This window comes from Actinoplanes palleronii (genome assembly GCF_016862315.1).
Classification (GTDB): domain Bacteria; phylum Actinomycetota; class Actinomycetes; order Mycobacteriales; family Micromonosporaceae; genus Actinoplanes; species Actinoplanes palleronii.
Genome location: NZ_BOMS01000049.1, coordinates 89,628 through 110,629, shown reverse-complemented (window position 1 = coordinate 110,629; position 21,002 = coordinate 89,628). Strand labels below are relative to the sequence as shown.

Annotated in this window: 24 protein-coding genes and 1 pseudogene; 8 read left to right on the top strand and 17 right to left on the bottom strand. The window is 71.7% G+C overall.

Annotation, left to right across the window (positions count from 1 at the left end; translation table 11 throughout):
- Positions 1-7: 7 nt before the first annotated feature.
- Together Apa02nite_RS18240 and Apa02nite_RS18235 are read right to left on the bottom strand one after the other, a co-directional pair.
- Positions 8-1,450, bottom strand: coding sequence for an MFS transporter (locus Apa02nite_RS18240; protein ID WP_203826055.1), 1,443 nt, complete (start codon positions 1,448-1,450; stop codon positions 8-10).
- Positions 1,451-1,562: 112 nt separating this feature from the next.
- Entirely contained in the window at positions 1,563-2,666 is a 1,104-nt protein-coding gene (locus Apa02nite_RS18235; RefSeq protein ID WP_275412484.1) for an NADH:flavin oxidoreductase, read from the bottom strand.
- A gap of 242 nt (positions 2,667-2,908) precedes the next feature.
- On the opposite strand from Apa02nite_RS18235, the gene Apa02nite_RS18230 reads away from it, so the two are divergent.
- Complete coding sequence (locus Apa02nite_RS18230) at positions 2,909-3,304, top strand: hypothetical protein (RefSeq protein ID WP_203826054.1); 396 nt, start codon at positions 2,909-2,911, stop codon at positions 3,302-3,304.
- Between the two features lie 5 nt (positions 3,305-3,309).
- Here the strand turns inward: Apa02nite_RS18230 and Apa02nite_RS18225 are convergent, their stop codons facing one another.
- The 4 genes from Apa02nite_RS18225 to Apa02nite_RS18210 form a co-directional block, all read right to left on the bottom strand.
- Positions 3,310-4,431 (bottom strand): alpha/beta hydrolase family protein, encoded by a 1,122-nt coding sequence (locus Apa02nite_RS18225; protein WP_203826053.1) that lies wholly within the window; start codon positions 4,429-4,431, stop codon positions 3,310-3,312.
- Positions 4,428-4,784, bottom strand: a complete 357-nt coding sequence (locus tag Apa02nite_RS18220; RefSeq protein WP_067685397.1) for a winged helix-turn-helix domain-containing protein — start codon at positions 4,782-4,784, stop codon at positions 4,428-4,430. The genes Apa02nite_RS18225 and Apa02nite_RS18220 overlap by 4 nt, the downstream gene beginning before the upstream one ends.
- Positions 4,781-5,476 (bottom strand): hypothetical protein, encoded by a 696-nt coding sequence (locus Apa02nite_RS18215; RefSeq protein WP_203826052.1) that lies wholly within the window; start codon positions 5,474-5,476, stop codon positions 4,781-4,783. The genes Apa02nite_RS18220 and Apa02nite_RS18215 overlap by 4 nt, the downstream gene beginning before the upstream one ends.
- 62 nt (positions 5,477-5,538) lie before the next feature.
- Positions 5,539-5,886, bottom strand: coding sequence for a hypothetical protein (locus tag Apa02nite_RS18210; protein WP_203826051.1), 348 nt, complete (start codon positions 5,884-5,886; stop codon positions 5,539-5,541).
- A 269-nt stretch (positions 5,887-6,155) separates the two neighbouring features.
- Between Apa02nite_RS18210 and Apa02nite_RS18205 the strand changes: the two genes are divergently transcribed.
- On the top strand, positions 6,156-7,250 hold the full coding sequence (locus Apa02nite_RS18205) for a cellulose binding domain-containing protein (RefSeq protein WP_203826050.1): 1,095 nt from the start codon (positions 6,156-6,158) through the stop codon (positions 7,248-7,250).
- 7 nt (positions 7,251-7,257) lie between these two features.
- Here Apa02nite_RS18205 and Apa02nite_RS18200 read toward each other — a convergent pair whose 3' ends face one another.
- From Apa02nite_RS18200 to Apa02nite_RS18185, 4 genes are all read right to left on the bottom strand, one after another.
- Positions 7,258-7,668: a hypothetical protein gene (locus Apa02nite_RS18200; RefSeq protein WP_203826049.1), complete on the bottom strand. Its 411-nt coding sequence runs from the start codon at positions 7,666-7,668 to the stop codon at positions 7,258-7,260.
- Positions 7,665-8,216: an RNA polymerase sigma factor gene (locus tag Apa02nite_RS18195; RefSeq protein WP_239164381.1), complete on the bottom strand. Its 552-nt coding sequence runs from the start codon at positions 8,214-8,216 to the stop codon at positions 7,665-7,667. The genes Apa02nite_RS18200 and Apa02nite_RS18195 overlap by 4 nt, the downstream gene beginning before the upstream one ends.
- Positions 8,217-8,310: 94 nt before the next feature.
- Positions 8,311-8,700, bottom strand: coding sequence for a hypothetical protein (locus tag Apa02nite_RS18190; protein WP_203826047.1), 390 nt, complete (start codon positions 8,698-8,700; stop codon positions 8,311-8,313).
- 73 nt (positions 8,701-8,773) lie between these two features.
- Positions 8,774-9,724 carry an NmrA/HSCARG family protein gene (locus Apa02nite_RS18185; RefSeq protein ID WP_203826046.1) on the bottom strand — a complete coding sequence of 317 codons (951 nt, stop codon included), beginning with the start codon at positions 9,722-9,724 and terminating at the stop codon, positions 8,774-8,776.
- Between the two features lie 44 nt (positions 9,725-9,768).
- On the opposite strand from Apa02nite_RS18185, the gene Apa02nite_RS18180 reads away from it, so the two are divergent.
- Entirely contained in the window at positions 9,769-10,275 is a 507-nt protein-coding gene (locus tag Apa02nite_RS18180) for a MarR family winged helix-turn-helix transcriptional regulator (protein ID WP_239164380.1), read from the top strand.
- Here Apa02nite_RS18180 and Apa02nite_RS18175 read toward each other — a convergent pair whose 3' ends face one another.
- From Apa02nite_RS18175 to Apa02nite_RS18155, 5 genes are all read right to left on the bottom strand, one after another.
- On the bottom strand, positions 10,276-11,193 hold the full coding sequence (locus tag Apa02nite_RS18175) for an NADP-dependent oxidoreductase (RefSeq protein ID WP_203826044.1): 918 nt from the start codon (positions 11,191-11,193) through the stop codon (positions 10,276-10,278).
- 111 nt (positions 11,194-11,304) lie between these two features.
- Positions 11,305-12,126, bottom strand: coding sequence for a helix-turn-helix transcriptional regulator (locus Apa02nite_RS18170; RefSeq protein WP_203826043.1), 822 nt, complete (start codon positions 12,124-12,126; stop codon positions 11,305-11,307).
- Between the two features lie 426 nt (positions 12,127-12,552).
- The gene (locus Apa02nite_RS18165) at positions 12,553-13,479 is read right to left on the bottom strand and encodes a hypothetical protein (protein ID WP_203826042.1); all 927 of its coding nucleotides are present in this window, start codon (positions 13,477-13,479) and stop codon (positions 12,553-12,555) included.
- A gap of 41 nt (positions 13,480-13,520) precedes the next feature.
- Positions 13,521-14,123 carry a DUF6585 family protein gene (locus Apa02nite_RS18160; protein WP_203826041.1) on the bottom strand — a complete coding sequence of 201 codons (603 nt, stop codon included), beginning with the start codon at positions 14,121-14,123 and terminating at the stop codon, positions 13,521-13,523.
- A 90-nt stretch (positions 14,124-14,213) separates the two neighbouring features.
- Complete coding sequence (locus tag Apa02nite_RS18155; RefSeq protein ID WP_203826040.1) at positions 14,214-15,074, bottom strand: helix-turn-helix domain-containing protein; 861 nt, start codon at positions 15,072-15,074, stop codon at positions 14,214-14,216.
- 138 nt (positions 15,075-15,212) lie between these two features.
- Here Apa02nite_RS18155 and Apa02nite_RS18150 point away from each other — a divergent pair, with 138 nt between their 5' ends.
- Positions 15,213-15,896 carry an SDR family NAD(P)-dependent oxidoreductase gene (locus tag Apa02nite_RS18150; RefSeq protein ID WP_203826039.1) on the top strand — a complete coding sequence of 228 codons (684 nt, stop codon included), beginning with the start codon at positions 15,213-15,215 and terminating at the stop codon, positions 15,894-15,896.
- Positions 15,897-15,908: 12 nt separating this feature from the next.
- Here the strand turns inward: Apa02nite_RS18150 and Apa02nite_RS18145 are convergent, their stop codons facing one another.
- Positions 15,909-16,559 carry a PaaI family thioesterase gene (locus Apa02nite_RS18145; RefSeq protein WP_203826038.1) on the bottom strand — a complete coding sequence of 217 codons (651 nt, stop codon included), beginning with the start codon at positions 16,557-16,559 and terminating at the stop codon, positions 15,909-15,911.
- A gap of 109 nt (positions 16,560-16,668) precedes the next feature.
- Between Apa02nite_RS18145 and Apa02nite_RS18140 the strand changes: the two genes are divergently transcribed.
- Positions 16,669-17,100: a type II toxin-antitoxin system Rv0910 family toxin gene (locus Apa02nite_RS18140; protein ID WP_203826037.1), complete on the top strand. Its 432-nt coding sequence runs from the start codon at positions 16,669-16,671 to the stop codon at positions 17,098-17,100.
- 56 nt (positions 17,101-17,156) lie between these two features.
- Here Apa02nite_RS18140 and kstR read toward each other — a convergent pair whose 3' ends face one another.
- Positions 17,157-17,777 (bottom strand): cholesterol catabolism transcriptional regulator KstR, encoded by a 621-nt coding sequence (gene kstR / locus Apa02nite_RS18135; protein ID WP_067685278.1) that lies wholly within the window; start codon positions 17,775-17,777, stop codon positions 17,157-17,159.
- Between the two features lie 109 nt (positions 17,778-17,886).
- On the opposite strand from kstR, the gene Apa02nite_RS18130 reads away from it, so the two are divergent.
- From Apa02nite_RS18130 to Apa02nite_RS51075, 3 genes and pseudogenes are all read left to right on the top strand, one after another.
- Positions 17,887-19,002 carry an acyl-CoA dehydrogenase family protein gene (locus tag Apa02nite_RS18130; RefSeq protein ID WP_203826036.1) on the top strand — a complete coding sequence of 372 codons (1,116 nt, stop codon included), beginning with the start codon at positions 17,887-17,889 and terminating at the stop codon, positions 19,000-19,002.
- Positions 18,983-20,116, top strand: a complete 1,134-nt coding sequence (locus Apa02nite_RS18125) for an acyl-CoA dehydrogenase family protein (RefSeq protein ID WP_203826035.1) — start codon at positions 18,983-18,985, stop codon at positions 20,114-20,116. The genes Apa02nite_RS18130 and Apa02nite_RS18125 overlap by 20 nt, the downstream gene beginning before the upstream one ends.
- 43 nt (positions 20,117-20,159) lie before the next feature.
- Positions 20,160-20,987 (top strand): annotated as a pseudogene (locus Apa02nite_RS51075) (bifunctional MaoC family dehydratase N-terminal/OB-fold nucleic acid binding domain-containing protein); the annotation flags it as partial.
- Between the last annotated feature and the right edge of the window lie 15 nt (positions 20,988-21,002).

Here is a 21,002-nt window from a genome sequence, read left to right as displayed (position 1 = left end):
CATACCCCTAGGGGGTATCAGCGCCAAGGTCTGACGGCCGGCGCCGGCCCGACCGGTCGTCCGCGCGGGACACCGCGGGCAGCAGCGCCGCCAGCACCACCATCACGGCGGCGACGAGCACGATGCCGAGGAAGATCCGGTGTACGGCCGTGGTGAGGCCCGCCGCGGTGACCTCGCCCGACCCCAGCACCGCGTTGGCGACCGCGCCGAACACCGCCACACCCAGGGCGCTGCCCAGCGACCGCAGGAAGATGTTGTTCGCCGTGACCACGCCCCGCTCCGCCCAGCCGACGCTGGACTGCGCCGCGATCAGGGTGGGCGCCGCCGTGAGTCCCATGCCCAAGCCGATGATCAGGCAGAACGCCGCCACCTCCAGCACGCCGGAGTGCCGTCCGAGCAGGAGCAGCAGCGACGACCCGAGCAGCACCAGCGTGGTGCCGATCAGCGCGCAGGTCCGGAACCCGAAGCGCAGGTAGACCCGGCCGGCCTGGCTCGCCGAGATCGGCCAGCCCAGGGTCAGCGCGGCCAGGGCCAGCCCGGCGACGAGCGGCCCGGCCCCGAGGACCTGCTGGGCGTAGGTCGGCACGTACGAACTGAGCCCCATCAGGATGGCGCCCACCCCGACGGCGAGCTGCCCGCTGGTCACCAGCAGCCGGCGCCGGAACATCCAGAGCGGCAGGACCGGCTGGGCCGCCGTGCGCTCCACGAACCCGAACGCGACCAGGAGAACGGTTCCGGTGCCGAGGATCGTGACGCCGGCCGGTGACGCCCAGCCCCAGGCCTGCCCGCCCTCCAGGACGCCGAGGATGAGCAGCGTCAACCCGCCGGTGAGCAGGGCCGCGCCGGTGTAGTCGATCACCGGGCGGGCGCGGTCCGGCTTCTCGTGGAACTTCCGCATGATCATCCAGGCGGCGAGCAGGCAGAGCGGCACGTTGACGAAGAAGATCCAGCGCCAGCTGACGTACTCGCTGAACACGCCGCCCAGGGTGGGGCCGACGACCGAGGAGATGCCCCAGACGCTCGCCACGTAGCCCTGGACCTTGGACCGCTCCTCCATCGAGTAGAGGTCGCCGACGATCGTGATCGTGGTGGGCTGGATCGCGCCGGCGCCCAGGCCCTGCACGACGCGGAACGCGATGAGCACCCAGATGTTCCAGGCCAGTCCGCAGAAGATCGACCCGAGCAGGAACAGCGCGATCCCGAACAGGATGACCGGCTTGCGGCCGAACATGTCGTTGAGCTTGCCGTAGACCGGCACCGACACGGCCTGGGCGAGCAGGTAGATCGAGAAGAGCCAGGGGAACTCGTGGAACCCGCCGATGTCGGCGACCACCGACGGCACGGCGGTCGCGATGATCGTCGAGTCGATCGCGATGAGCCCGGTGGCCAGCATCATCGCGCCGAGGACCGCGCCCCGGTCGCCGCGCAGCCCGATCCTGTTGTCTGACATTTTCGTCACCATAATCGCTGGTCCGGCCCTCGTCCCAGCAAAGCAGGTCGGCTGACCGCGCCGCGTCGACGCCGGGCACCGTGATTTCGGGCCGCCCGGCGTCGACGAGGGTTCAGTTGAGCCGGCTCTCGTCGGCCTTGTCGTAGGGGCGGATCTCGGCCAGCCGGCCCTCGCGCAGCTTGGTCGGCCAGGCCGGCTCGGAGAGCAGGGCACGGCCCAGCGCGACCAGGTCGAACTCACCGCGTTCGAAGAGCTCCAGCAGCGGCGCGACACTCAGCGTCGAGGCCGGCTCCTCGCTCTCGCCGCGGAAGGCCTGCGCCACGCCGACCGAGCCGATCGCGACGACCGGCAGCCCGGTGACCTTCTTCGTCCAGCCGGCCAGGGTCAGCGACGAGTCCGCGAAGGCCGGCAGCCAGTACCGCCGCGTCGACACGTGCAGGCCGGTGATCCCGGCGTCCACCAGCGGGGCGAGCAGCTGCTCCAGCTCGCCGGGCGTCTGTGCGATCCGGGCGTCGAAGTCGGCGCCCTTCCACTGCGAGAACCGGAAGAGCACCGGGAAGTCCGGCCCGACGCTCGCCCGGATCGCGGCCACCACCTCGGCGCCCAGCCGGGCCCGGTTGGCCGGGCTCCCGCCGTGCCGGTCACCGCGGCTGTTCATCCCCGACCAGAGGAACTGGTCCAGCAGGTAGCCGTGCGCCCCGTGGATCTCCACGCCGTCGAACCCGGCGAGCTGGGCGTCGCGGGCCGCCCGCGCGAACGAGGCCACCACCGCGTCCAGGTCGTCGGGCGTCGCGGGCTCACCGACGACGGTGCCGTCGGCTCGCCGCCCGGACGGGCTCAGCACCGGCGCGTCGGGGTGCGGCGGCGCGCCCGCGGCCCGGGTGGCGCCGAGGTGCCACAGCTGCGGGACGATCCGCCCACCGGCAGCGTGCACCGCCTGCGTGACGGCGCGCCAGCCTTCGAGGGCGTCCGCACCGTAGAACCGCGGCACCCGATCGCTGGACCCGGCCGACGGATGGTCCACGTAGGTGCCCTCGGTGACGATCAGCCCGACGTGCGGTGCCCGGCGCGCGTAGTAGGCCGCCACGTCGGCGCCGGGAACCCCGCCGGGCGAGAACTGCCGGGTCATCGGCGCCATCACGAAGCGGTTGGCCAGGTCGACACCACCGAGGGTGTACGGGGTGAACAGGGGCGCGGGATCCACGTCGATAGTCACATCACGAACAAATCACCGGCGGCCCGGGTTAATCCGGCCGGCGTACCGGTGTGGCCTGTCTCATACCCGGCCGCGGTATGTCAGATCAGGGCCAGATGTTTGACGCCCGGAGTCCGGCGGGCCTTTTCTGACGGTGGCACCGACCGACGCGACCACCATGACCTTCACCTGGCTCGCCCGCGGCTGACCCGGGGGCCTCGATCGAACACCCAGCATTCTTCCGGAACGAACAAGGAGGAAAGGTGCCTCTTCTCAGCGGTATCACCGTTATTCACACGACCAAGGACGAATCGGATGCCGGCACGGACGCCGACTTCGTGTTGGAGATCGAGCGGCCGGGCGACCACGTCGAGCTGGACTTTCCCAACCTTCCGCACAACGAGAGGGAGAGAGGGCGGACGGACCAGTATCAGTTCGACGTCTCCAAGGAGAACCTCGATTCGGATGATCCATTCTTCAAGATCCGCATGCGGTTGATCGGCTCGGAGGACGGCTGGCTTCCCCAGTCGATATTCGTTTTCGGGCAGACCGTCGGGGGCACCACTGTCGTCCTGGGCGCGCACCCCGAGTGGAGCGACGGGTGGTTCGACAAAGGAAGTGACGCGGCCGGCCCGGACGTGCACACCATCAGCGGCTGACCCGGTCAGGGGCAGGCGACCGACGAGACGAACTGCATCTCCGGGAAGTCCGGATGCGGGCCGTCGAGCAGCCCCTGCCGCTGCCCGCGCAGGTGCCGGTCGAAGAACGCCAGCGGATACGCCTGCTGGATCCGTACCGCCTGGGCCGGGTCCAGAGGCGCGTCGGCGCGCGCCGCCAGTTGGGGGAGCAGCCACGCGCTGTCGCAGAACGACCCGTGGTCGGCGCCCTCCGCGTGCACCTGGCGCCGCCACCCGTGCAGCAGCGGCCAGAGCTCGGCGACCCCGGACTCCTCGGCGCAGGGCGTGAACTCGGCGGTCATCAGCATGAACGGCCGGTCGATCGCGGCAGGTCGCGGCTGGGACAGCATCGGGCCGTCGAAGCTGAGCCCGGCCCGCACCCGCCGATCGGTGTTCATCACCAGCGCGGTCGCGGTCGCACCCTTCGACCAGCCGAACATGCCGATCCGGTGCAGGTCCAGCGCTCCCGCCAGGTTCGCCGGGAGCGGCCGCCGCTGAAGGTCCGGGTTGCGGCCGCCGGCCAGGTCCGCGATCCGATCAAGCAGATTTCGTACGTCGTGAGCATGATCCCAAGGAGTGCCGTTGTCGTCCTCGCTGGGCACGGTGACCCGCCCGTCGGGGAACTCGCTGAACGAGTCGTCCGGATGATCCACCGTGACCACCACGTAGCCGTGACTGGCGAGTTCCTGCACCACGATGGTGGTCTCGGACCGGTGGCCGTTGGAGCCGTGCGAGAACACCACCACCGGTCGCGGCCCGCCCGGCAGCACCGCGGCGCCCTCGTGCCCGGCGGTGAGCGGCGACGCGACGTCGGGGTCGAGCCCGTTCGCGGCGAGCAGCTCCCGCAGTGGCGCGGCGGCCAGCCACGGCGCCACCGGATGACGCCTGACGTCCCGCGCCGGATACCAGAAGCTGGCCATCATCTCGCGCCCCGGCCGTCTTCTGTCGCCGAGGTGCATCGACACCGTGCCGACCGGGTGCGGCCCGGTGGGTGCGGGCAGGGTCAGTCGCGCCGGTGCCGCCGCGGCCCGGCCGGCACCGAGGGGTAGGGCGACCCCGGCTGCGAGTGCCGTGGTCAGCAGGTGTCGACGGGTCAGTGCGGTGGTCATCGGTCCTCCGGGTTGTCGGTGGTCTCCACGCGGGCGATGAGCTGTTTGAGCCGGCGGATCTCGTCGGTGAGCGCGGTGGTGCCGGCCGCGGTCAGGGTGAGCCAGGTGCGGCCGCGCCGGCCCTCGTAACCCTTCTCCACCTCGATCAGCCCGGCCTGTTCCAGGACGCTCAGGTGCTTGGAGAGGTTGCCGGCGGTCAGCTGCAGCTGGGTGCGCAGGTAGCCGAACTCGACCCGGCGCGCCTCGTGCGTGATGGTCAGGATCCCCAGGCGTACGCGCTGGTGCACCACCTCGTCCAGGCCGTGCGCCGGGTGCGCGGCGTCCGGCTCCGGGGTGCCGGTCACGGCTGTCACCGGTGCTGCCGGCGGGCGGCTGCCCGGAACCCGGCCGCGCCCAGCAGCAGCACCACCCCCGTGATGAGCTGCGGCACCGCCAGGCCGGCCCGGATCTGCCAGTGCGGCGGCCCGAAGCCGAGGTTCATCGGCAGCACCAGCAGCACCAGCGCCAGGTAGGCCAGGGTGAACAGCAGCAGCGCGACGTTGCGTTCCAGCCGGGCCAGCACCAGCAGCGCGACCCCGATCACGCCCCACGGCGCGACCAGCCGGTCAAGCACGAACCACCAGTACGGCAGCGGGTCGATCGGTGCCGGATGGCTCGGGAAGTACAGCGCCGCCGCCACCCAGGCCGCGGTGAACACGACGGTGGTCACGGCGCCGGTGATCGCGTAGGGCATGACCCGGGCGCCGAGCCCCCGCGATCGGGCGGTCCGTACGTACCAAAAACTGATTGTCGCGTAAGCCAACAGCAGCGCCGGCGGCCAGTAATAGAACACGCCGCGGCGCGCGAACTCGCAGCTGCCGTCGGCGTGACAGGTGAGTCGCATGCCGAACCAGTCGAACGGGATCCCGGCGAGGGTCACCACCGCCAGCACCAGCAGCGCCACCCACGTCATCCGCTGGTCGACCCGCACCCGGTGGGCAAGTGCCCGCACCTCCGACAGCAGCTGACGCGGATCACCACCGGCGTGCATCGCTTCAGTATTCATGCCAACAGGTTTCCACAGCAAACCAGTCTGCGCTAGTGCAGGCGTGGTCGGCTCGACAGAGTTCAAGCGACGTCCATCGCGTCGAGCGACTCGATGGTGCCCACGACCGGGCCCTGGATTCCGCAGTTCCCGCACGTGAAGTCGACCGAGGCGCCGACCCAGCACCCCAGCTCGGCGCAGCTCCCGCAGCGCACGAAGTTGACCGCCGCGCAGCCCGGACAGCCGGTGTAGCCGGGCGCGAGGCCGAATTGCCCGGTCATCGCGATCCGCCCGGGCATGGCGCCGCCCTCCGGCAGCGGCTCGGCGGACACCTCCGCCAGCAGCCACTCGGTGCCGTTGTGGTGAAAGGTGGCGAGCCGGGTCTGTTTATCGGTCCCGCAGTGGAAGTTGAGCCAGGCGCTCTCAGCCATGCGCGAACTCCTATCCCGAAGGTCTGCCGCCAGCCCATCGAAGCAGAGGCATACAACCGGATCGCGGGAGCCGTGGAGAAGCGATGCTGCCGCCGCCCTCCTTGCCGAAAAGGTTTTCGTAGTTCAGAGTGGCCCGCAATCGACATTCATCGATTGCGATGAGTGGGCGTGCCTGCCGACGCCGCGCCCGCGACGCTGCCCCCTGGCGCTTCGCGGGGGCGGCGCGCACCCACCGTGGCATCCGACCGTGTTTCCGCAAGGAGGCGATGATGTTCCACCGAGCACGCCGCACCCCGCTCATCGCGGCCACCCTGGCCGCCCTCGTCGGCGGCACCACAGCCGCCACCGTCACCACTACCGCGCACGCCGCCGCCTCGGGCTGCCGCGTGCAGTACACGATCGGCTCACAATGGTCCGGCGGCTTCTCGGCAACCGTCGCGGTGACCAACCTCGGTGACGCCGTGACCGGCTGGACCGTGCGCTGGTCGTTCACCGCCGGGCAGGCCGTCACCCAGGCGTGGAACGCGACCACGACACAGAGCGGCACCGCCGTCACCGCGGTCAACGCCGCCTGGAACGGGCCCCTGGCCACCGGCGGCAGCACGTCGTTCGGCTTCAACGGCTCGTGGAACAACACCGCCAACCCGGTACCGGCGAGTTTCACGCTCAACGGCGTGACCTGCACCGGCGCCACCACGTCACCGACCGCCACCACGTCACCGACCGCCTCACCGACCGCGACACCGTCGTCCTCGACTCCGCAGACACCCCCGGCGCGAACCGTGCGCGTCTTCTGGCTCAAGCCCACCGACGTGGCCTACGACCAGCGCTACCCCGACGGGATCGCCGGTGTCATGCGGGAGGCGCAGAGCTTCTTCCGCCAGCAGCTGGGCAAGACGTTCACGCTGAACAGCCCGGTCGTGGAGGCGGTCGACGGCCTGCACGACACGAGTTGGTACATCAACAACAACTGCGATCCCAACGGTGACCGGTACGCCTGCGTCATCTTCAACATGCAGGGCGAACTTCAGCAACGGTACGGCCTGAGCAACCCGGACAGCCGCTGGCTCTTCGTCGCCGAAGTCAGCGCCGAGGAAGCCGGCAAGTCCGGTGGCGGAGGCCAGCCCGGCTGGGTGCTGCTGAGCGGCCACGACGCCGACGGCGCGGCCGGCAAGACCGAGCCGATGCCCCGCTGGTACGGCGGCATGGTCCACGAGCTCGGCCACGCGTTCGGCCTCCCGGACGCCACCTCCACCGACGGCACCTGCATGTCGGCGTCCTTCTACAGCTACCCGAACTGCACGTTCAGCCAGACCCAGAAGAACGGCATCCTCAACGGCCCGTACGGCAGCTTCCTGTCCTGACCCGCGGTCAGCGCGGACTGGGCGCCAGGGTGGTCCGCGCCGGTGTGGACCTGGTCGGCGTCGGCTCGGCCGTCGACGTCGTGCGGGTCGCCGCGGACGGGGTGACCTCCGGCGCCTCCGGCTCCGTCGAGCGCGGCATCGGCGAGGCGGGTGACGACGGCGACGGAGACGACGACGGCGAAGCCGGTGCCGCGGGCGGGGCCGGCGTCGGATCCGCCGGCCGGAGCAGGGCGAACGCCGTGACCGACACCGCCGCCGCGGCGAGGCCGGCGGCGATCGGCAGCGACCACCGGGCCGCGGTGCTCCGGCCGGCGGTCCGGGACGGCGCCGATGCGGGGCGCAGGTCCCGGCTCGTCACCGTGGTGGCCCGGGCGGACAGCGCCTCCCGCAGGCGCCGTTCCAGATCGGTCTCGGTCATCTCTCCTCCAATCGCGTGCGGAGCAGGGTCAGGGCGCGGTGCGCTGTCGACTTGACGGTCCCGGCGGAGATCCCCAGCGTGGCGGCGATCTCCTGCTGGGACAGCCCGGACCAGTAGCGCAGCACGATCACCTGCCGTTGCCGGGCGGTGAGCCGGCCCAGCGCCTGGATCACCTCGTGGTCACCCGTACCGAGAAGGGCTTCGTCCTCGGCAGCCGGCGCCGGAACCGGGCGCGGCGGCAGGTAGGCCCGGGCGATCCGGCGCCGGCGCAGCGCCGACCGGGCCGCGTTCATCACCGCGGACACCAGGTAGGCGTTCGGGTCGTCGACCGCGTCCAGGCTGGTGCCGTGCCGGCGGTAGAGCCGGGTGAAGACGTCCTGGACGATGTCCTCCGCGGTGGGCAGATCATCAACCATGAGTACGGCGAGCCGGACCAGCGGCAGCCGGCGCTCCCGATAGAGCTCGTAGATCGCGGGCGCCGCGGCCGCCGTCGTCACGACACGGCTGGACGCGGCCCCGCGCATCCAGCGCAGCAGCGACGGGGGCATCGGGAGCACGAAGATCAAAAGGGCCTCGCGGTGTGGGTCGGGGAGACGGGCGGACGGTGGCGCGCCGGCCGCGCGGGGCGGCCGGCGCGATACCTCAGGAGGCGGCCGAGGCGCTGGGCGTCGGTGCGTTGGTGGGCCGGCGGGTGACGGGTGACCGCGTCGGCGCGGGGGTCTGCTCCCGGGTGGAAGCGGTCGGGACCGGCGTGGCGGTCTGCACCCGGGTGGGCACCGGCGAGGCGGTCGGGTTCCGCGTGGAAGCGGTGGGCGCCGGTGATGCGGTGGCCGCGGTGCGGGTGGGTGCGACAGAGGCGGTCGGCGTCGGCGCGATGGACGCGGTCGGGGTCGGTGCCACGGACGCGGTCGGAGTCGGGGCCGTAGCCGGGGTCTCCTCGTCGGCGAAGGCCGCCGCGGCGGACACCCCGCCGATCGCGATGACGGCCACGGTTCCGGCGGTGACCGCGAGGGCCCGGGTGGATCTGCGCATCTCAAGCTCCAGCACTGTGTCGGTCGGTGCACTGTCGCCTGAGAGGACGCGCCGGCCCGGAAAAGGTTGGCGGCTAGGCTGTGACCTGCGCCACATCCGAGCGACGGCCGGTCAGGAACTCGGTGAGGTTGCGCCACCGCGGCTGCATCGCCCGGGCGACACCGGTGCCCCGCAACCCGAGCGCGTGCTCGGAGAACTCCGCGTAGTACTGGAACATGTTGCCCAACTCGTCCGCGCCCGGGAAGCCCAGCCCCCGTAGCTGATCATGCGTCGGCGGCCGGTAGACCACCAACTCGCCGAGCGTCCTGGCGAACGCCACCGCGATCTGCTCGCCGGTCAGATGCTCGGTCGCCACCGGGATGGTGGCGCCGATCGTCTCGGCCGGCCGCCGCAGCGCCCGCGCCGCGATCGCGCCCAGGTCGTCCAGGGCCACCCCGGCGATCGCCGCGTCCCCGATCGCCAGGTGCAGCGCGAGTGTCCCGTCCGGGTCACGCTGCGGCGCGAGGTCGCCGAGCAGGTTCTCCCAGTAGAACGACATCAGCAGGTACGTGACCGGCAGGCCGGACTCCGCGAACAGCGCGTCGGCCGTCCCGCCCTTCACGTCGAAGTGCGGCACCCGATAGCCGCCGTCGAGCAGCGGCATCCGCTCGTCGCCCGCCGGGATGGCCGCCCGGGTGTCCTCGAGCGTCGACCACAGCACGTGCCGCAGCTCGGCGCCCCGGGCCGCCCCGATCAGGTTCTGCACCTCGGCGATCTCCCGTTCCGGCGAGCGGTGCTCCCAGTACGGCGTGACCAGGAACGCCCCGTACGCCCCGTCGAACGCCGCGCGCAGGCTGTCCCGGTCGTCGAGCGTCGCCGTCACCACCTCGGCGCCGAGCTCGGCCAGCGCGCGGGCCTTCGGCGACCCGGCGTCACGCGTCACCGCCCGTACGGTGAAGGTCTCGTCCGCGAGCAGCGCCCGCGTGACGCCGCCGCCCTGGGCGCCGGTCGCGCCGACCACGGTGATCAGTTTCGGGCTGGACATCAAGGTTCTCCTGTTCCGAATTCGAAGCAAGTAGGATGGCCGGCGTGACTGACGAGACGCCTGGCCTGAGCCCCGAGGAGCTCGGTGCGTATTTCGCGGTGATGGAGGTCAGCAGCCTTCTCCAGTACGCGGTCGACGCGCACCTGCGGGCCGAGGGCGACCTCAGCTACGTGCAGTTCCAGATCCTGGCCCGGCTGGTGGACGCCCCGGACGGCCGGCTGCGGATGACCGATCTGGCCGACGGCGTGGTGTACAGCCGCAGCGGCCTGACCTACCAGGCCGGGCTGCTCGACAAGCGGGGCCTGATCACCCGCTCGTCGTCACCCGACGACGAACGAGTGATCGTGGTGACCGTTACCGACAGCGGCCGGGGCCTGGTCGCCCGGGTGCTGCCGGGGCACGTGGCCGACGTGCGGCGGCTGCTGTTCGACCCGATGGCCACCGGCGACCTGGCCGCGCTCAGCGAGGTGCTCGGCCGGGTCCGTGCCCACATGCGCGCGACCCCGCCCCGCTCCGCGAAACCCCGGGCCAAGCGCCGGGGCGCCGGCTGATCAGGACGCGACAACGATCACGGTCTTGCCGGCCACGGCGCCCGGCTCGGCGTGCACAGACGCCAGCTCGGCCAGCGGCACTCGCCGCGCCACGTCGACGTTCAGCTTCCCCGCGTCGACCAGCGCCACCAGCCCGGCCAGCTGCTCCGCGTCACTGCGGACGAACAGGTTGACGCCACGCACCCCGCGCTCCTCGTCACTCGGCGCCGGCATCCACACCGTCGTGTTCACCAGCACCCCGCCGGGCCGGATCAGCGTGACCAGCGCGGCCAGCTGCTCCGGCGCGACCGGCGCGAGGTTGACCACCACGTCGACCGGCTCGGCCTTCCCGGCACTGTCCGGGTCGAGGACCTCGTCCGCCGCCCGGACCCGGCCCGCGCTGCGCGCTCCGGCGACACCGATCACGTACGCGCCGGCGTTCTTGGCCAGCTGCACGGCGTAGTCGCCGACCGCGCCGCCCGCCCCGTTGATCAGCACCCGTTGCCCGGCGGTCAGCTCGGCGTGGTCGAACAGCGCCTGCCACGCGGTGAGACCCACCGTCGGCAGCGCGGCCGCGTCGACCAGCGGGATGCTGCTCGGCGCGGCGGTCAGGATCTCGGCCGGCGCCAGCACGTACTCCGCGGACGCACCGACCCCGGTCATCGGCAGGAACCCGATCACCTGGTCACCGACGGCCACCGTGTCCACGTCCGGGCCGAGCGCGTCGACGGTCCCGGCGACGTCCAGGCCGGGGGTGTGCGGCAGCGTCACCGGGATCGGGCCCTGCATGAACCCGGCGCGGATGTTGCCGTCGACCCCGTTGAACGACGTCGCGGCCACCCGGATCCGGACCTGTCCGGCGGCGGGAACGGGCTGCTCGACGTCCTCGTAGCGCAGGACGGACGGGTCGCCGTACTCGGAAAAACGCACTGCCTTCATGACGACTACCTACCTTGAGGAGAGATGTTTTGCTTCGAACTCGAAGCACTTTCTGACCGTAACATGCTTCGGATTCGAAGCACAGTGGAAGAGGTGTGACGCCGGAGACGCTTAGACGGCGGCCAGCATCCGCAGCTTCTCCTGGCTCGGCGAGCCGGGCACCGCGGTGAAGACCAGCAGCTCGTGCGACTGGTCGCGGTCCAGTACCGGCTGGCAGTAGAGCTCCAGCTCGCCCAGCTCGGCGTGCCGGTAGCGCTTGAGGTCGTGGTGGTGGATCACGTCCACCTCGTGCCGCCGCCAGATCGCGGCGAACTCCGCACTGACCTCCAGCAACGCCGCGACGATCTCGCCGGCCTTACCGCCGGGATCCGCGCTGTACGCCGCCCGGATGTCCGCGACGAACACCCGCCCGCGCAGCGGATGGTCCTCGACCGGATAGAGGTCGCGCATCGCCGGCTCCACGAACCAGCGATACACCAGATACCGCGACAGCCCGCTGAACCGCGTCCAGTCCCCGCCGAGCAGCGCCACGGCCGGCCGCGTCTGCAGCAGCACCTCGCCGAACTGCGAGAACAGCAACGCCGGCACGTCCGCAAGACTGGCGACGATCCGCATCATCACCGGGCTCGGATGATCGTCCCGGATCCGCCGCACCGGCGCGGCATGCCCGGCGAGCCGGAACAGATGATCCCTTTCGGCCAGCGTCAGCCGAAGCCCCCGAGCGAGCCCGGCGAGCATCTGCTCGGACGGCATCGACCCACGTTGCTGCTCGATCCGGTTGTAGTAATCCACCGACATCCCGGCGAGCACGGCGACCTCTTCGCGCCGCAACCCGCTGGTCCGCCGCACCGGCCCGCGCAGCAGCCCGACGTCCTCCGGCTGCAACGCCTCCCGCCGCGCCCGAAGAAAATCCGCCAGCTGTGCCCGATCCATCCGCCCACCTCCGATCAACACGGTCAATGATGCGGCAGCGCTCCAGCCAGGCGAAGGCCGTGATCATCCAGGGAGAGGTTGTCCCTGGATGATCGCGGCACTCCTGCAAGATCAAATTCAAATGCAGGATGTCGTGCGTCCGCTGGGGTACAGACCGCCGCTCCCGCCGGGACCCTCCAGGCTTCGCTGGCCGCTACGCGTCCAAAACGCAAACCCTTCCGGGCGACATCCGCGCTCCCCCCAGGTCACCCCAACCCCGCTGGCCAGGTTCCCTGCTTGCTTGGGGTTTTCAGGTGCGGACCGCACCGCAACTCCCCACGCTCGCCTCGTTCACTGCTTGCGTGGGGTTTTTGGGTGCGGAGCGCACCGTAACTCCCCACGCTGGCCTCGTTCACTGCTTGCGTGGGGACTTTGGGTGCGGTGGGGTCAGCTGGGGGTGCTGGTCAGGGAGGGCCAGGGGAAGCGGGCGGCGAAGCTGGTGAGCATGTCCACCCACATCGCGACCAGCTTGGGGTTGGCGGTCTCGCCGTCCGAGGTGGCGCACAGGTAGGTGCCCTCGATCCACCAGCGGCGCGGGAAGTCCGGTGCGGTGGTGGCCTGGCGTACCTCGGGGGTGAGCAGCACCCGGCCGAACCCGGGGTGGTCGGTGTGATCCTGCGGCTGGCCCGGGCGGACCGCGGGCAGTCCCAGGATCTGCCCCAGCAGGGCGGCGGTCGGTTCCGCCTCACCCGCACCCTCCTCCTGCTGCAGGTAGGGCAGGTAGGACGAGATCAGGTAGGGCAGCGCGACCGGCAACTGGATCAGCCACACGGTCTGCGGGTGACCGGTGCGGTCGTTCGGGCGGCGCCGGTCGAACACGATGAAGTTCAGCCCGTTGACCGCGCCGTAGACGACCTCCTGGCCGGTGGTCGACGTGGCGTCGTTGGGCACGGCCACCAGCCGTGGGGCGGTGCGCGGGCCGGGCACCGGGACCTCGGCCTCGTGGGCGTAGGTCCAGCCCTTCTGCTGGGCGAGCCGCTGGCGCAGCAGACTGCCGGCCTGCCCGGCGAGCTTCCGGTAGCCCTTCATCACGCCGATCAGCAGCGCGATCTCGACGATCAGAGTGCCGATCCCGATGATCCACCCGTTGACCTGCGGCACGGCCTGCACCATGGCGGCGATCCCGGCGATGGCGCCGAACGACAGGAACGTGACGCCCAGGACCGGCGAGTCCCGGCCGGTCTTGCGCTCGACGGCCAGGGCCACCGCGCCGACGATGACGAGGGCCAGCGTCGCGGCCGCGGGCACCGGTAAGCCGGTCGACGCGAGTGCCGTGGCCAGCCCGAGGGTGACTCCGAACAGGAGGATCGCCATAAAACGTACGCCGTACGACATCTTTTTTCTCCTCTGCCCGGTCAGGGGCGCATTTTGCCCACGTAGGGGCCGCTGTCCACGACCGGGCGGCCGAGTTGGGCGACGATCTGTTCCAGCCGGGGGCCCAGTGGTTGCTCGCCCTTGCCGACGGCCGACTCGACCACGACCTTGCGGCCGTCGAAGGTCACCACGTAGTAGCTGAGCAGGTTGCCGGCCAGCGCGGTGTTGCCGCCGGCCTTCCAGAGCCAGAGCTCGTCCACCTCGGTCCACGCGACCGCGTCGACCTTCTTGTTCTTGGTGTGCACGAGACCGTTCTCGAACAGGTACGTGGCGGTGAAGCCGGCGGCCAGCGCCATGACGGCGTAGACGATGACGACCAGGCCGATCACGATCATCGGGCAGGCTAGCAGCGCCAGCGGCCGGAAGTCGATGAGCGAGCCCACCCAGGCGACCAGGGCGCCGCCGGCGATCAGCGCGATGCCGCCGCCGAGGCCGAAGGCCAGGTTGCCGAACGGATTGGTGCCGCGCTGCCCGGCGATCAGACTGCCGAACTGGCGGCTCGCGGCGGCCTGGAGCACCTCGTCCGGCGGGGCCTGCGGCGGTGCGGCGAAGCCGGGTTCGGGCGTGTTTGGAGGGTAGGTCATCGATACCTCAGCATGTGGCGGAAATTGACCGCGTTGATGCTAGTCAGGCCCGCCCCCGCGCGCCGCCCCGCCGCATGCCGGAGGCGCTCGTCAGGCAGGTTTGACGACGTGGTCCTTCGTGCTGCCGGCCGTGGGCAGGGCGACCGAGGCGAGCAGGGCCAGCTTGTCGGCGTCGGCCGAGCCGGCGTCCGGGTGGTAGACGACAAGCATCAGGTCGTCGGTGCCGCTGATGGCGAGCCGCTCCCGGTTGAGGGTCATCTCACCGACCTGCGGGTGGTCGAGCCGGATCGGCCCGCCGCTCTGCCCGCGCACCTCGTGCCGGGCCCAGAGCTGCCGGAACCGCGGGCTCGCCAGCGTCAGCTCGCCGGTGAGCTCGATGAACCGTGGATCGTCGAGGTGGGTCCCCACGGCCTGCCGCAGGTTGGCGACGAAGCACTCCGTCACGTTCTCCCACTCCGGGTGCAGCGCCTGCGTCGCCGGGTCCAGGAACAGGTCCCGCAGCTGGTTGCCGCGGGGGGCGTGGCCGGGCGACAGCGCCGCGGCCAGCGGGTTCACCGCCAGGATGTCGAAATAGCGGTCCTCGATGAAGGCCGGCTGCGCGAGGCTCGCCAGCAGCTTCAACGCTCCGGCCGGCGGCGTCTGCTTGCGCGGCCGGCGACGACGCCGCCGGGGAACGTCCGCGACCAGGGTCAGCAGGTGGGCGAAGTGGTCGTCGTCGAGCTGCAGCACGCGGGCGATCGCCTCGAGCACCTGGACGGAGGGGTTGCGGTCCCGGCCGCGCTCGAGCCGCAGGTAGTAGTCGGCGCTGATGCCGGCGAGCATGGCGACCTCCTCGCGCCGCAGGCCCGGCACCCGCCGCACGCCGACGTCGGGGATGCCCGCCTGCTGCGTCGTCACCAGCTCGCGCCGGGCCCGCAGGTACGCGCCGAGGGCGTTCGTCGACTCGCTCATGGCCCGACATTAGCGCTGTGCGCACCGGGCGAAGGGGGTCCTGTCACACCCCAGGCTGCACAGGACTCCGGGTGTGCCGGTGCGTCGCTCGTAGCGTTCATGACGGCCCGCTGGGGGCCACGGAACGCGGAGGACAACATGACCGTCAGCTTGATCACCGGTGGCAACAAGGGCATCGGCTACGAGACCGCCCGGCAGCTGCTGGCGCTGGGGCACCAGGTGTACATCGGCGCGCGGGACGCCGGCCGCGGCGCGAAGGCCGCCGCCGAGCTCGGCGCGCGGTTCGTCCAGCTCGACGTGACCGACGACGCCTCGGTCAGCAGCGCCCTGGCGGCGATCGACGCGGCCGAGGGCCGGCTCGACGTCCTGGTGCACAACGCCGGAGTCCTGGAGACCGCGCTCGACGGCCCCGCGGCGCTGCGGTCCTTCGACACGAACGCGGTCGGCATCGTCCGGGTCACCGAGGCGGCACTGCCGTTGCTGCGCAAGTCCTCGCACGCCAACGTGGTCACCGTCTCCAGCAGCGCCGGGTCGTTCTGGGCGGTGACCAACCCGGAGCGGCCGGAGTTCGGCCTGCCGCTCGCGCTGTATTCGGCGTCGAAGTCGGCGGCCACCATGCTGACGGTGCACTACGCCAAGGCACAGCCGGGCATCCGGTTCAACGCCGTCGAGCCGGGCCCCACCGCCACCGACATGACCGCCGCTTTCGGCATCGGACGCCCGGTTGAGCAGAGCGCCCGGGTCGTGGTCGGGATGGCCACCCTCGACGCCTCCGGTCCGACCGGCACCTTCCAGGACGAGACGGGTCCGCTGCCGTGGTGAGCCGCCGGCCCGTCAGGGGTCGGCGCGCAGGAGCTTGCCGAACAGGCGGTGGGTCTGCTCGGCGCGCAGGCCGACGAACGTGCCGGTCGCGGTGACCAGGGGTGTGCCGGGGTCGGCCTCGGTGGCGATGGTGCCGGTCGCGGTCACCCGGCGGCCGGCCACGTCCTGGACCTGGGCGGTCAGCAGCAGCGGGGTCAGCAGGGGGACCGGCGCGCGGTAGGCGGTGTCCAGCCGCACGGTCATCCCCGGATTGCCGGAGGCGACCACGGCGTGGCCGAGGATCTGGTCGAGCAGCATGGCGCTGACCCCGCCGTGCGCGAACGTCGGCGGGCCCTCGAAGGCCCGGCCGAGCGTGCACCGGCCGGTCGCCACGCCGGCCACCACCTCGATCTGCAGCGGCGGGGCGAGCGCACTGCCGGCCCCGGTGACCGGGTTGAACATCCGGACACCGCCGAGCAGGTCGTCGGCGCTGGACAGGGTGGACCGGTCGCGCACCCGGTCGCCGAGCCGGGTGGTCACCTCGCGGATCTCGGCGGCGGCCCGGAGCAGGTCGCCGGTCGGCACCTCGGTGGTGGTGGCGTGCTCGACCAGCGTGCGCAGGGCGTCGCCCAGCTCGGTGATCGCTTCGCGTCGATGGGCCCGGCCGGTCTCGTCTGCGGTCACCGCGTGTCCGTCCACCACCACAGCATCGCCGTCGCCGGGCGACCGACGCTAGTGAATCAAGTCACACTGCTATAACCTGTTCTAGTTGCTCTACTCGAGGAGGAGCGCGATGGCCAAGGTGACCGTTGAGGCCGATGCCAAGGCGGATCCGCAGCGGATCTGGGACGTGGTGTCCGACCTGTCCCGGGTCGCGGAATGGAACACGATGCACGAGGGTTTCGCCGGCGACGTGCCGGCGGTCCTCGGCGAGGGCGCGACGTATCGGCAGAAGGTCAAGCTGATGGGCATGCCCGCCGAGATGGCCTGGCGGGTGACCGCGGCGGCGGCGCCGGGCCGGCTCGAGCAGGACGGCGACGGGCCGATGGGCGTCAAGGCGAAGAACCTCTTCGTGATCACGCCGGCCGACGGCGGCTCGCACATCACGTACGAAATGGAGTTCATCGGTCCGGCGCTGAAGGGCCCGATGGCCGGCATGCTGGAGAAACAGGCCGGCGCCGCCGGCCAGCAGGCCCTGGCGAAGCTGGTCGCGCTGACCGAGTGATCAGCGCGCGAGCAAAACGGCGGAGTGACCAGCGCGCGAGCAAAACGGCCGAGTGATCAGCGCAGCAGCAGGCGGCTCGCCAGCTCCAGATGATTGATCACGTCGTTGGCCGAGGCGCGGCGGGTCACCCAGGCGACCAGGTTGGAGAGCCACACGTCGCCGATGACCCGCGCTTTCGCCCGGTCGTCGGCGGTCGGCTCGCCGTCGTGCATGGCCCGGGTGAACATGTCCTCCATCAGCCGCGCGACCGCGTTGACCTCGGCGCTCGCGGACGGATCGGCGAACATGAAGGCCCGGGTCATCGCCTCGGTCAGGTGCGGTTCGCGCTGCATCGCCCGGGTCACCCGGCTCAGCACGAACTGCATGCGCTCGTGCGGGGTGTCGCCGGGGATCGGCTTGCGCTCCAGCTTCTCCTGGATCTTCTCCAGCTCGAGCGCCAGCGCCGAGACCAGCAGATGGATCTTCGACGGGAAGTAGCGGTACAGCGTGCCGAGGGCGACGTCGGCGCGCTCCGCCACCGTGCGCATCTGCACCGCGTCATAGCCGCCCTTCGACGCCAGCAGCAGCGTCGCCTCGAGGATCCGGCGGCGCCGGTCGCGCTGCGCGGCGGAACCCTGCTCGCTGTCGAGAGTGCTGCGTGCCGCGCCAATACTGGAATTTGTTCTTGGTGCCGCCATGGTTGCCCCTCATGACCCGGTGGTTCACTCCAGCCTAGCAACGGGTTGTTGACGCCCCGTTACGGCCACCGATCTCCACCCGGAAGTGAAACGTGTTCTAATGGCTGGCATGGGTCCGGACTTCGCGCTCGACGACGCCCAGGAGGCGATCGTCCGCCTCGCCGGCGAGGTGCTGAGCGACCACGACGGCGCGCCAGGACGCGGTCACGACGGCGCGCCAGGACGCGACCACGACAGCGCGCCAGGACGCGACCACGACAGCGCGCCAGGACGCGGCCTCGACGGCGGGCCGGCGGGCGGTCACGACGGCGCGGCGGCAGCCTTGTGGAAGTCGCTCGGCCAGGCCGGGCTGCTCGGCCTCGCGGTGCCGCGGGAGCTGGGCGGCGCCGGGCTCGGCGCGCTGGCGACCGGGCTGCTGCTCACCGAGATCGGCCGGCACGCCGCCGCGGTGCCGGCCTGGTCCACGCTCGCGCTCGGCGTGCTGCCGGTGGCCCGGTGGGGCACCCCGGCGCAGCAGCGCGACCTGCTGCCGGGCGTGCTGGAGGGCCGGGTGCTGACCGCCGCGCTGGGCACGCCGATGCCCGCGACCGAGAGCGGGCGGCTGAGCGGGACGTGCCGCGACGTTCCCGACGCTGACCAGGCCCATCGCATCCTGATCCCGGTCGGCGAGAGCGTCGCGCTGGTGGATCCGGCCGCTGCGGGCGTCACCGTCCTGCGCACTCCGGGAGGATTCGCGGTGCGGCTGGACGACGTAGCTTGCGAGCCGCTGGGCGACGGGACGGCAGACATTCACCGGTACGCGGTGTCCGGCGCGTGTGCGCTCGGCGACGGTGCGCTGGCCGGCGCGCTGCGGATGACGGCCGACCACGTGCGGGACCGGCACCAGTTCGGCCGGCCCCTGGCCACCTTCCAGGCGGTCGCCCAGCAGATCGCCGACGTGTATGTCACCTCCCGCACCATGCACCTCGCCGCCCTGGCCGCCAGCTGGGGATTGGACGACGGCGCCGAGGACGACAGTGACCTGTGGACCGCCGCGTACTGGATGAGCAGTGAGGTGCTCCCGGCGCTGCGGACCTGTCACCACCTGCACGGCGGGCTCGGGCTGGCCGCCGACTACCCGCTGCACCGGCACACCGCGCTGGTCCGTGAGCTGGTGTGGCACCTCGGCGGCGCGGAGCAGTGCCTCGACCGGCTGGGAGCCCACGGTGCGCATCGATCTGACTGACGAGCAGCGGGGGCTCCGGACGCGGCTCCGGTCGTACCTCACAGGGGTCTTGAATGAACAGCAACGCGCAGCGGTCCTGCGCGAGCGGCACGGCAGTGAGTTTCGCGGTCTGGTTCGCCGGCTCGGCCGCGACGGGTGGCTGGGGATCGGCTTTCCGGAGCGGTTCGGCGGAGGTGGGCTCGGGGCGGTGGAGCAGCAGATCGTCGTGACCGAGGCGGCGCGCGCCGACGTGCCGCTGCCCGCGGTGACCCTGCAGACCGTGGCACCGACGCTGCTTGCGCACGGTACGCGTGAGCAGCAGGAGTTCTTCCTGCCGCGGATCCTGGCCGGGGAGATCCACTTCGCGATCGGGTACACGGAGCCGGAGGCGGGCACCGATCTTGCGGCGCTGCGGACCCGGGCGGTGCGGGTCGGCGACGAATACCTGGTCAACGGCGAGAAGACGTTCACCACGGGCGCGCACGACGCCGACTACCTGTGGCTGGCCTGCCGCACCGACCCGGACGCGCCCCGGCACCGCGGCCTGTCCATTCTGATCGTCGACACCAGCGACCCGGGTTATGCGTGGACGCCGATCATCACGTGCGACGGCGCGCACCACGTGAACACGGTGTATCTCACCGACGTGCGGGTGCCCGCGAACCGGCTGGTCGGCGCGGAGAACGGCGGCTGGCGGCTGCTGACCACGCAGCTCAACCACGAGCGGGTGATGCTCGGGCCGGCCGGGCGGTTCGGGGCGTTCATCGATCGCGTCGGTGCCTGGGCGGCCGATCATGACGCTCCGGACGTGCGGCGGGCGCTGGCCCGGGCCGAGGCGTACCGGCGGGTGAACGAGCTGCTCAACTGGCAGGTGACCGGTGGCGAGCCGGGTGCCGCCGACGCGTCGGTGACCAAGGTGTTCTCGTCGGAGCGGCTGCTGCGGATCGGCCAGGAGCTGGAGGAGGTGGTCTGGCGGTATGGCGATCCGGCCGACCCGGCGACCGCGGAGTTGCTGATGTGGCTGGATCTGCAGGCCAAGCGCAACCTGGTGCTGACGTTCGGCGGCGGGGTCAACGAGATCCAGCGGGAACTGATCGCGTCGGCGGGTCTCGGGCTGCCCCGGGTGCCCCGGTAGCGCCGACATCCACGGTGAACGGCGTAGCCGAGGAGGGCTCAGCATGAGCGAGGTGACCGAGACGATCGAGGCGGCGGGTCGGCGGATCGCCGAGGCCGGGCTGTCTGCGGCGCGGCCGGCTCGGGATCCGGTGAACCGGCCGGCGATCCGGGACTGGCTCGCCGCGATCGGCGACGACAACCCGCGTTACGAGCGCGAGGGCCTGGCGCCGCCCGCGATGGTGCAGGTGTGGACGATGCGTGGGTTGCGCCCCTCAGCGCCGGACGACGCCGACCCGCTGCGCGTCATGTCGGACGTGCTGGACGAGGCCGGCTTCACGTCGGTGGTGGCGACCGATTGTGCACAGACCTACCACCGCTACCTGCGCGAGGGAGAGACCGTGGCGGTCCGCAGCCGGCTCACCGGCGTGGCCGGGCCGAAACGGACCGCGCTCGGCGAGGGCTGGTTCGTCACCACGGCGAGCACCTGGGAGGTCGACGGCGAACCGGTGGCCGAGATGCGGTTCCGGGTGCTGAAGTACCGGCCCGGCGCGACGGCACCGGCACGCGCGGACCCGATCCGGCCGGTGACCGGCCCGGACTCCGCGTTCTTCTGGGCCGGGGTCGACGCCGGTGAGCTGCGCATCCAGCGTTGCGGCAAATGCGGCGCGCTGCGTCACCCGCCCGGCCCGGGCTGCCCGGCGTGCGGCGCTTTCACCCCGGAGTACGTGGTCGCCGCCGGCACCGGGACCGTGCACAGCTACGTGGTGCACCACCACCCGCCGCTGCCCGGCCGCCGCTCCCCGGTCACGGTCGCCTTGGTCGATCTCGACGAGGGCGTCCGCATGGTCGGCGAACTGCGCGGCACCCGCCCGGCCATCGGCGACCGGGTCCAGGTGACCTTCGCC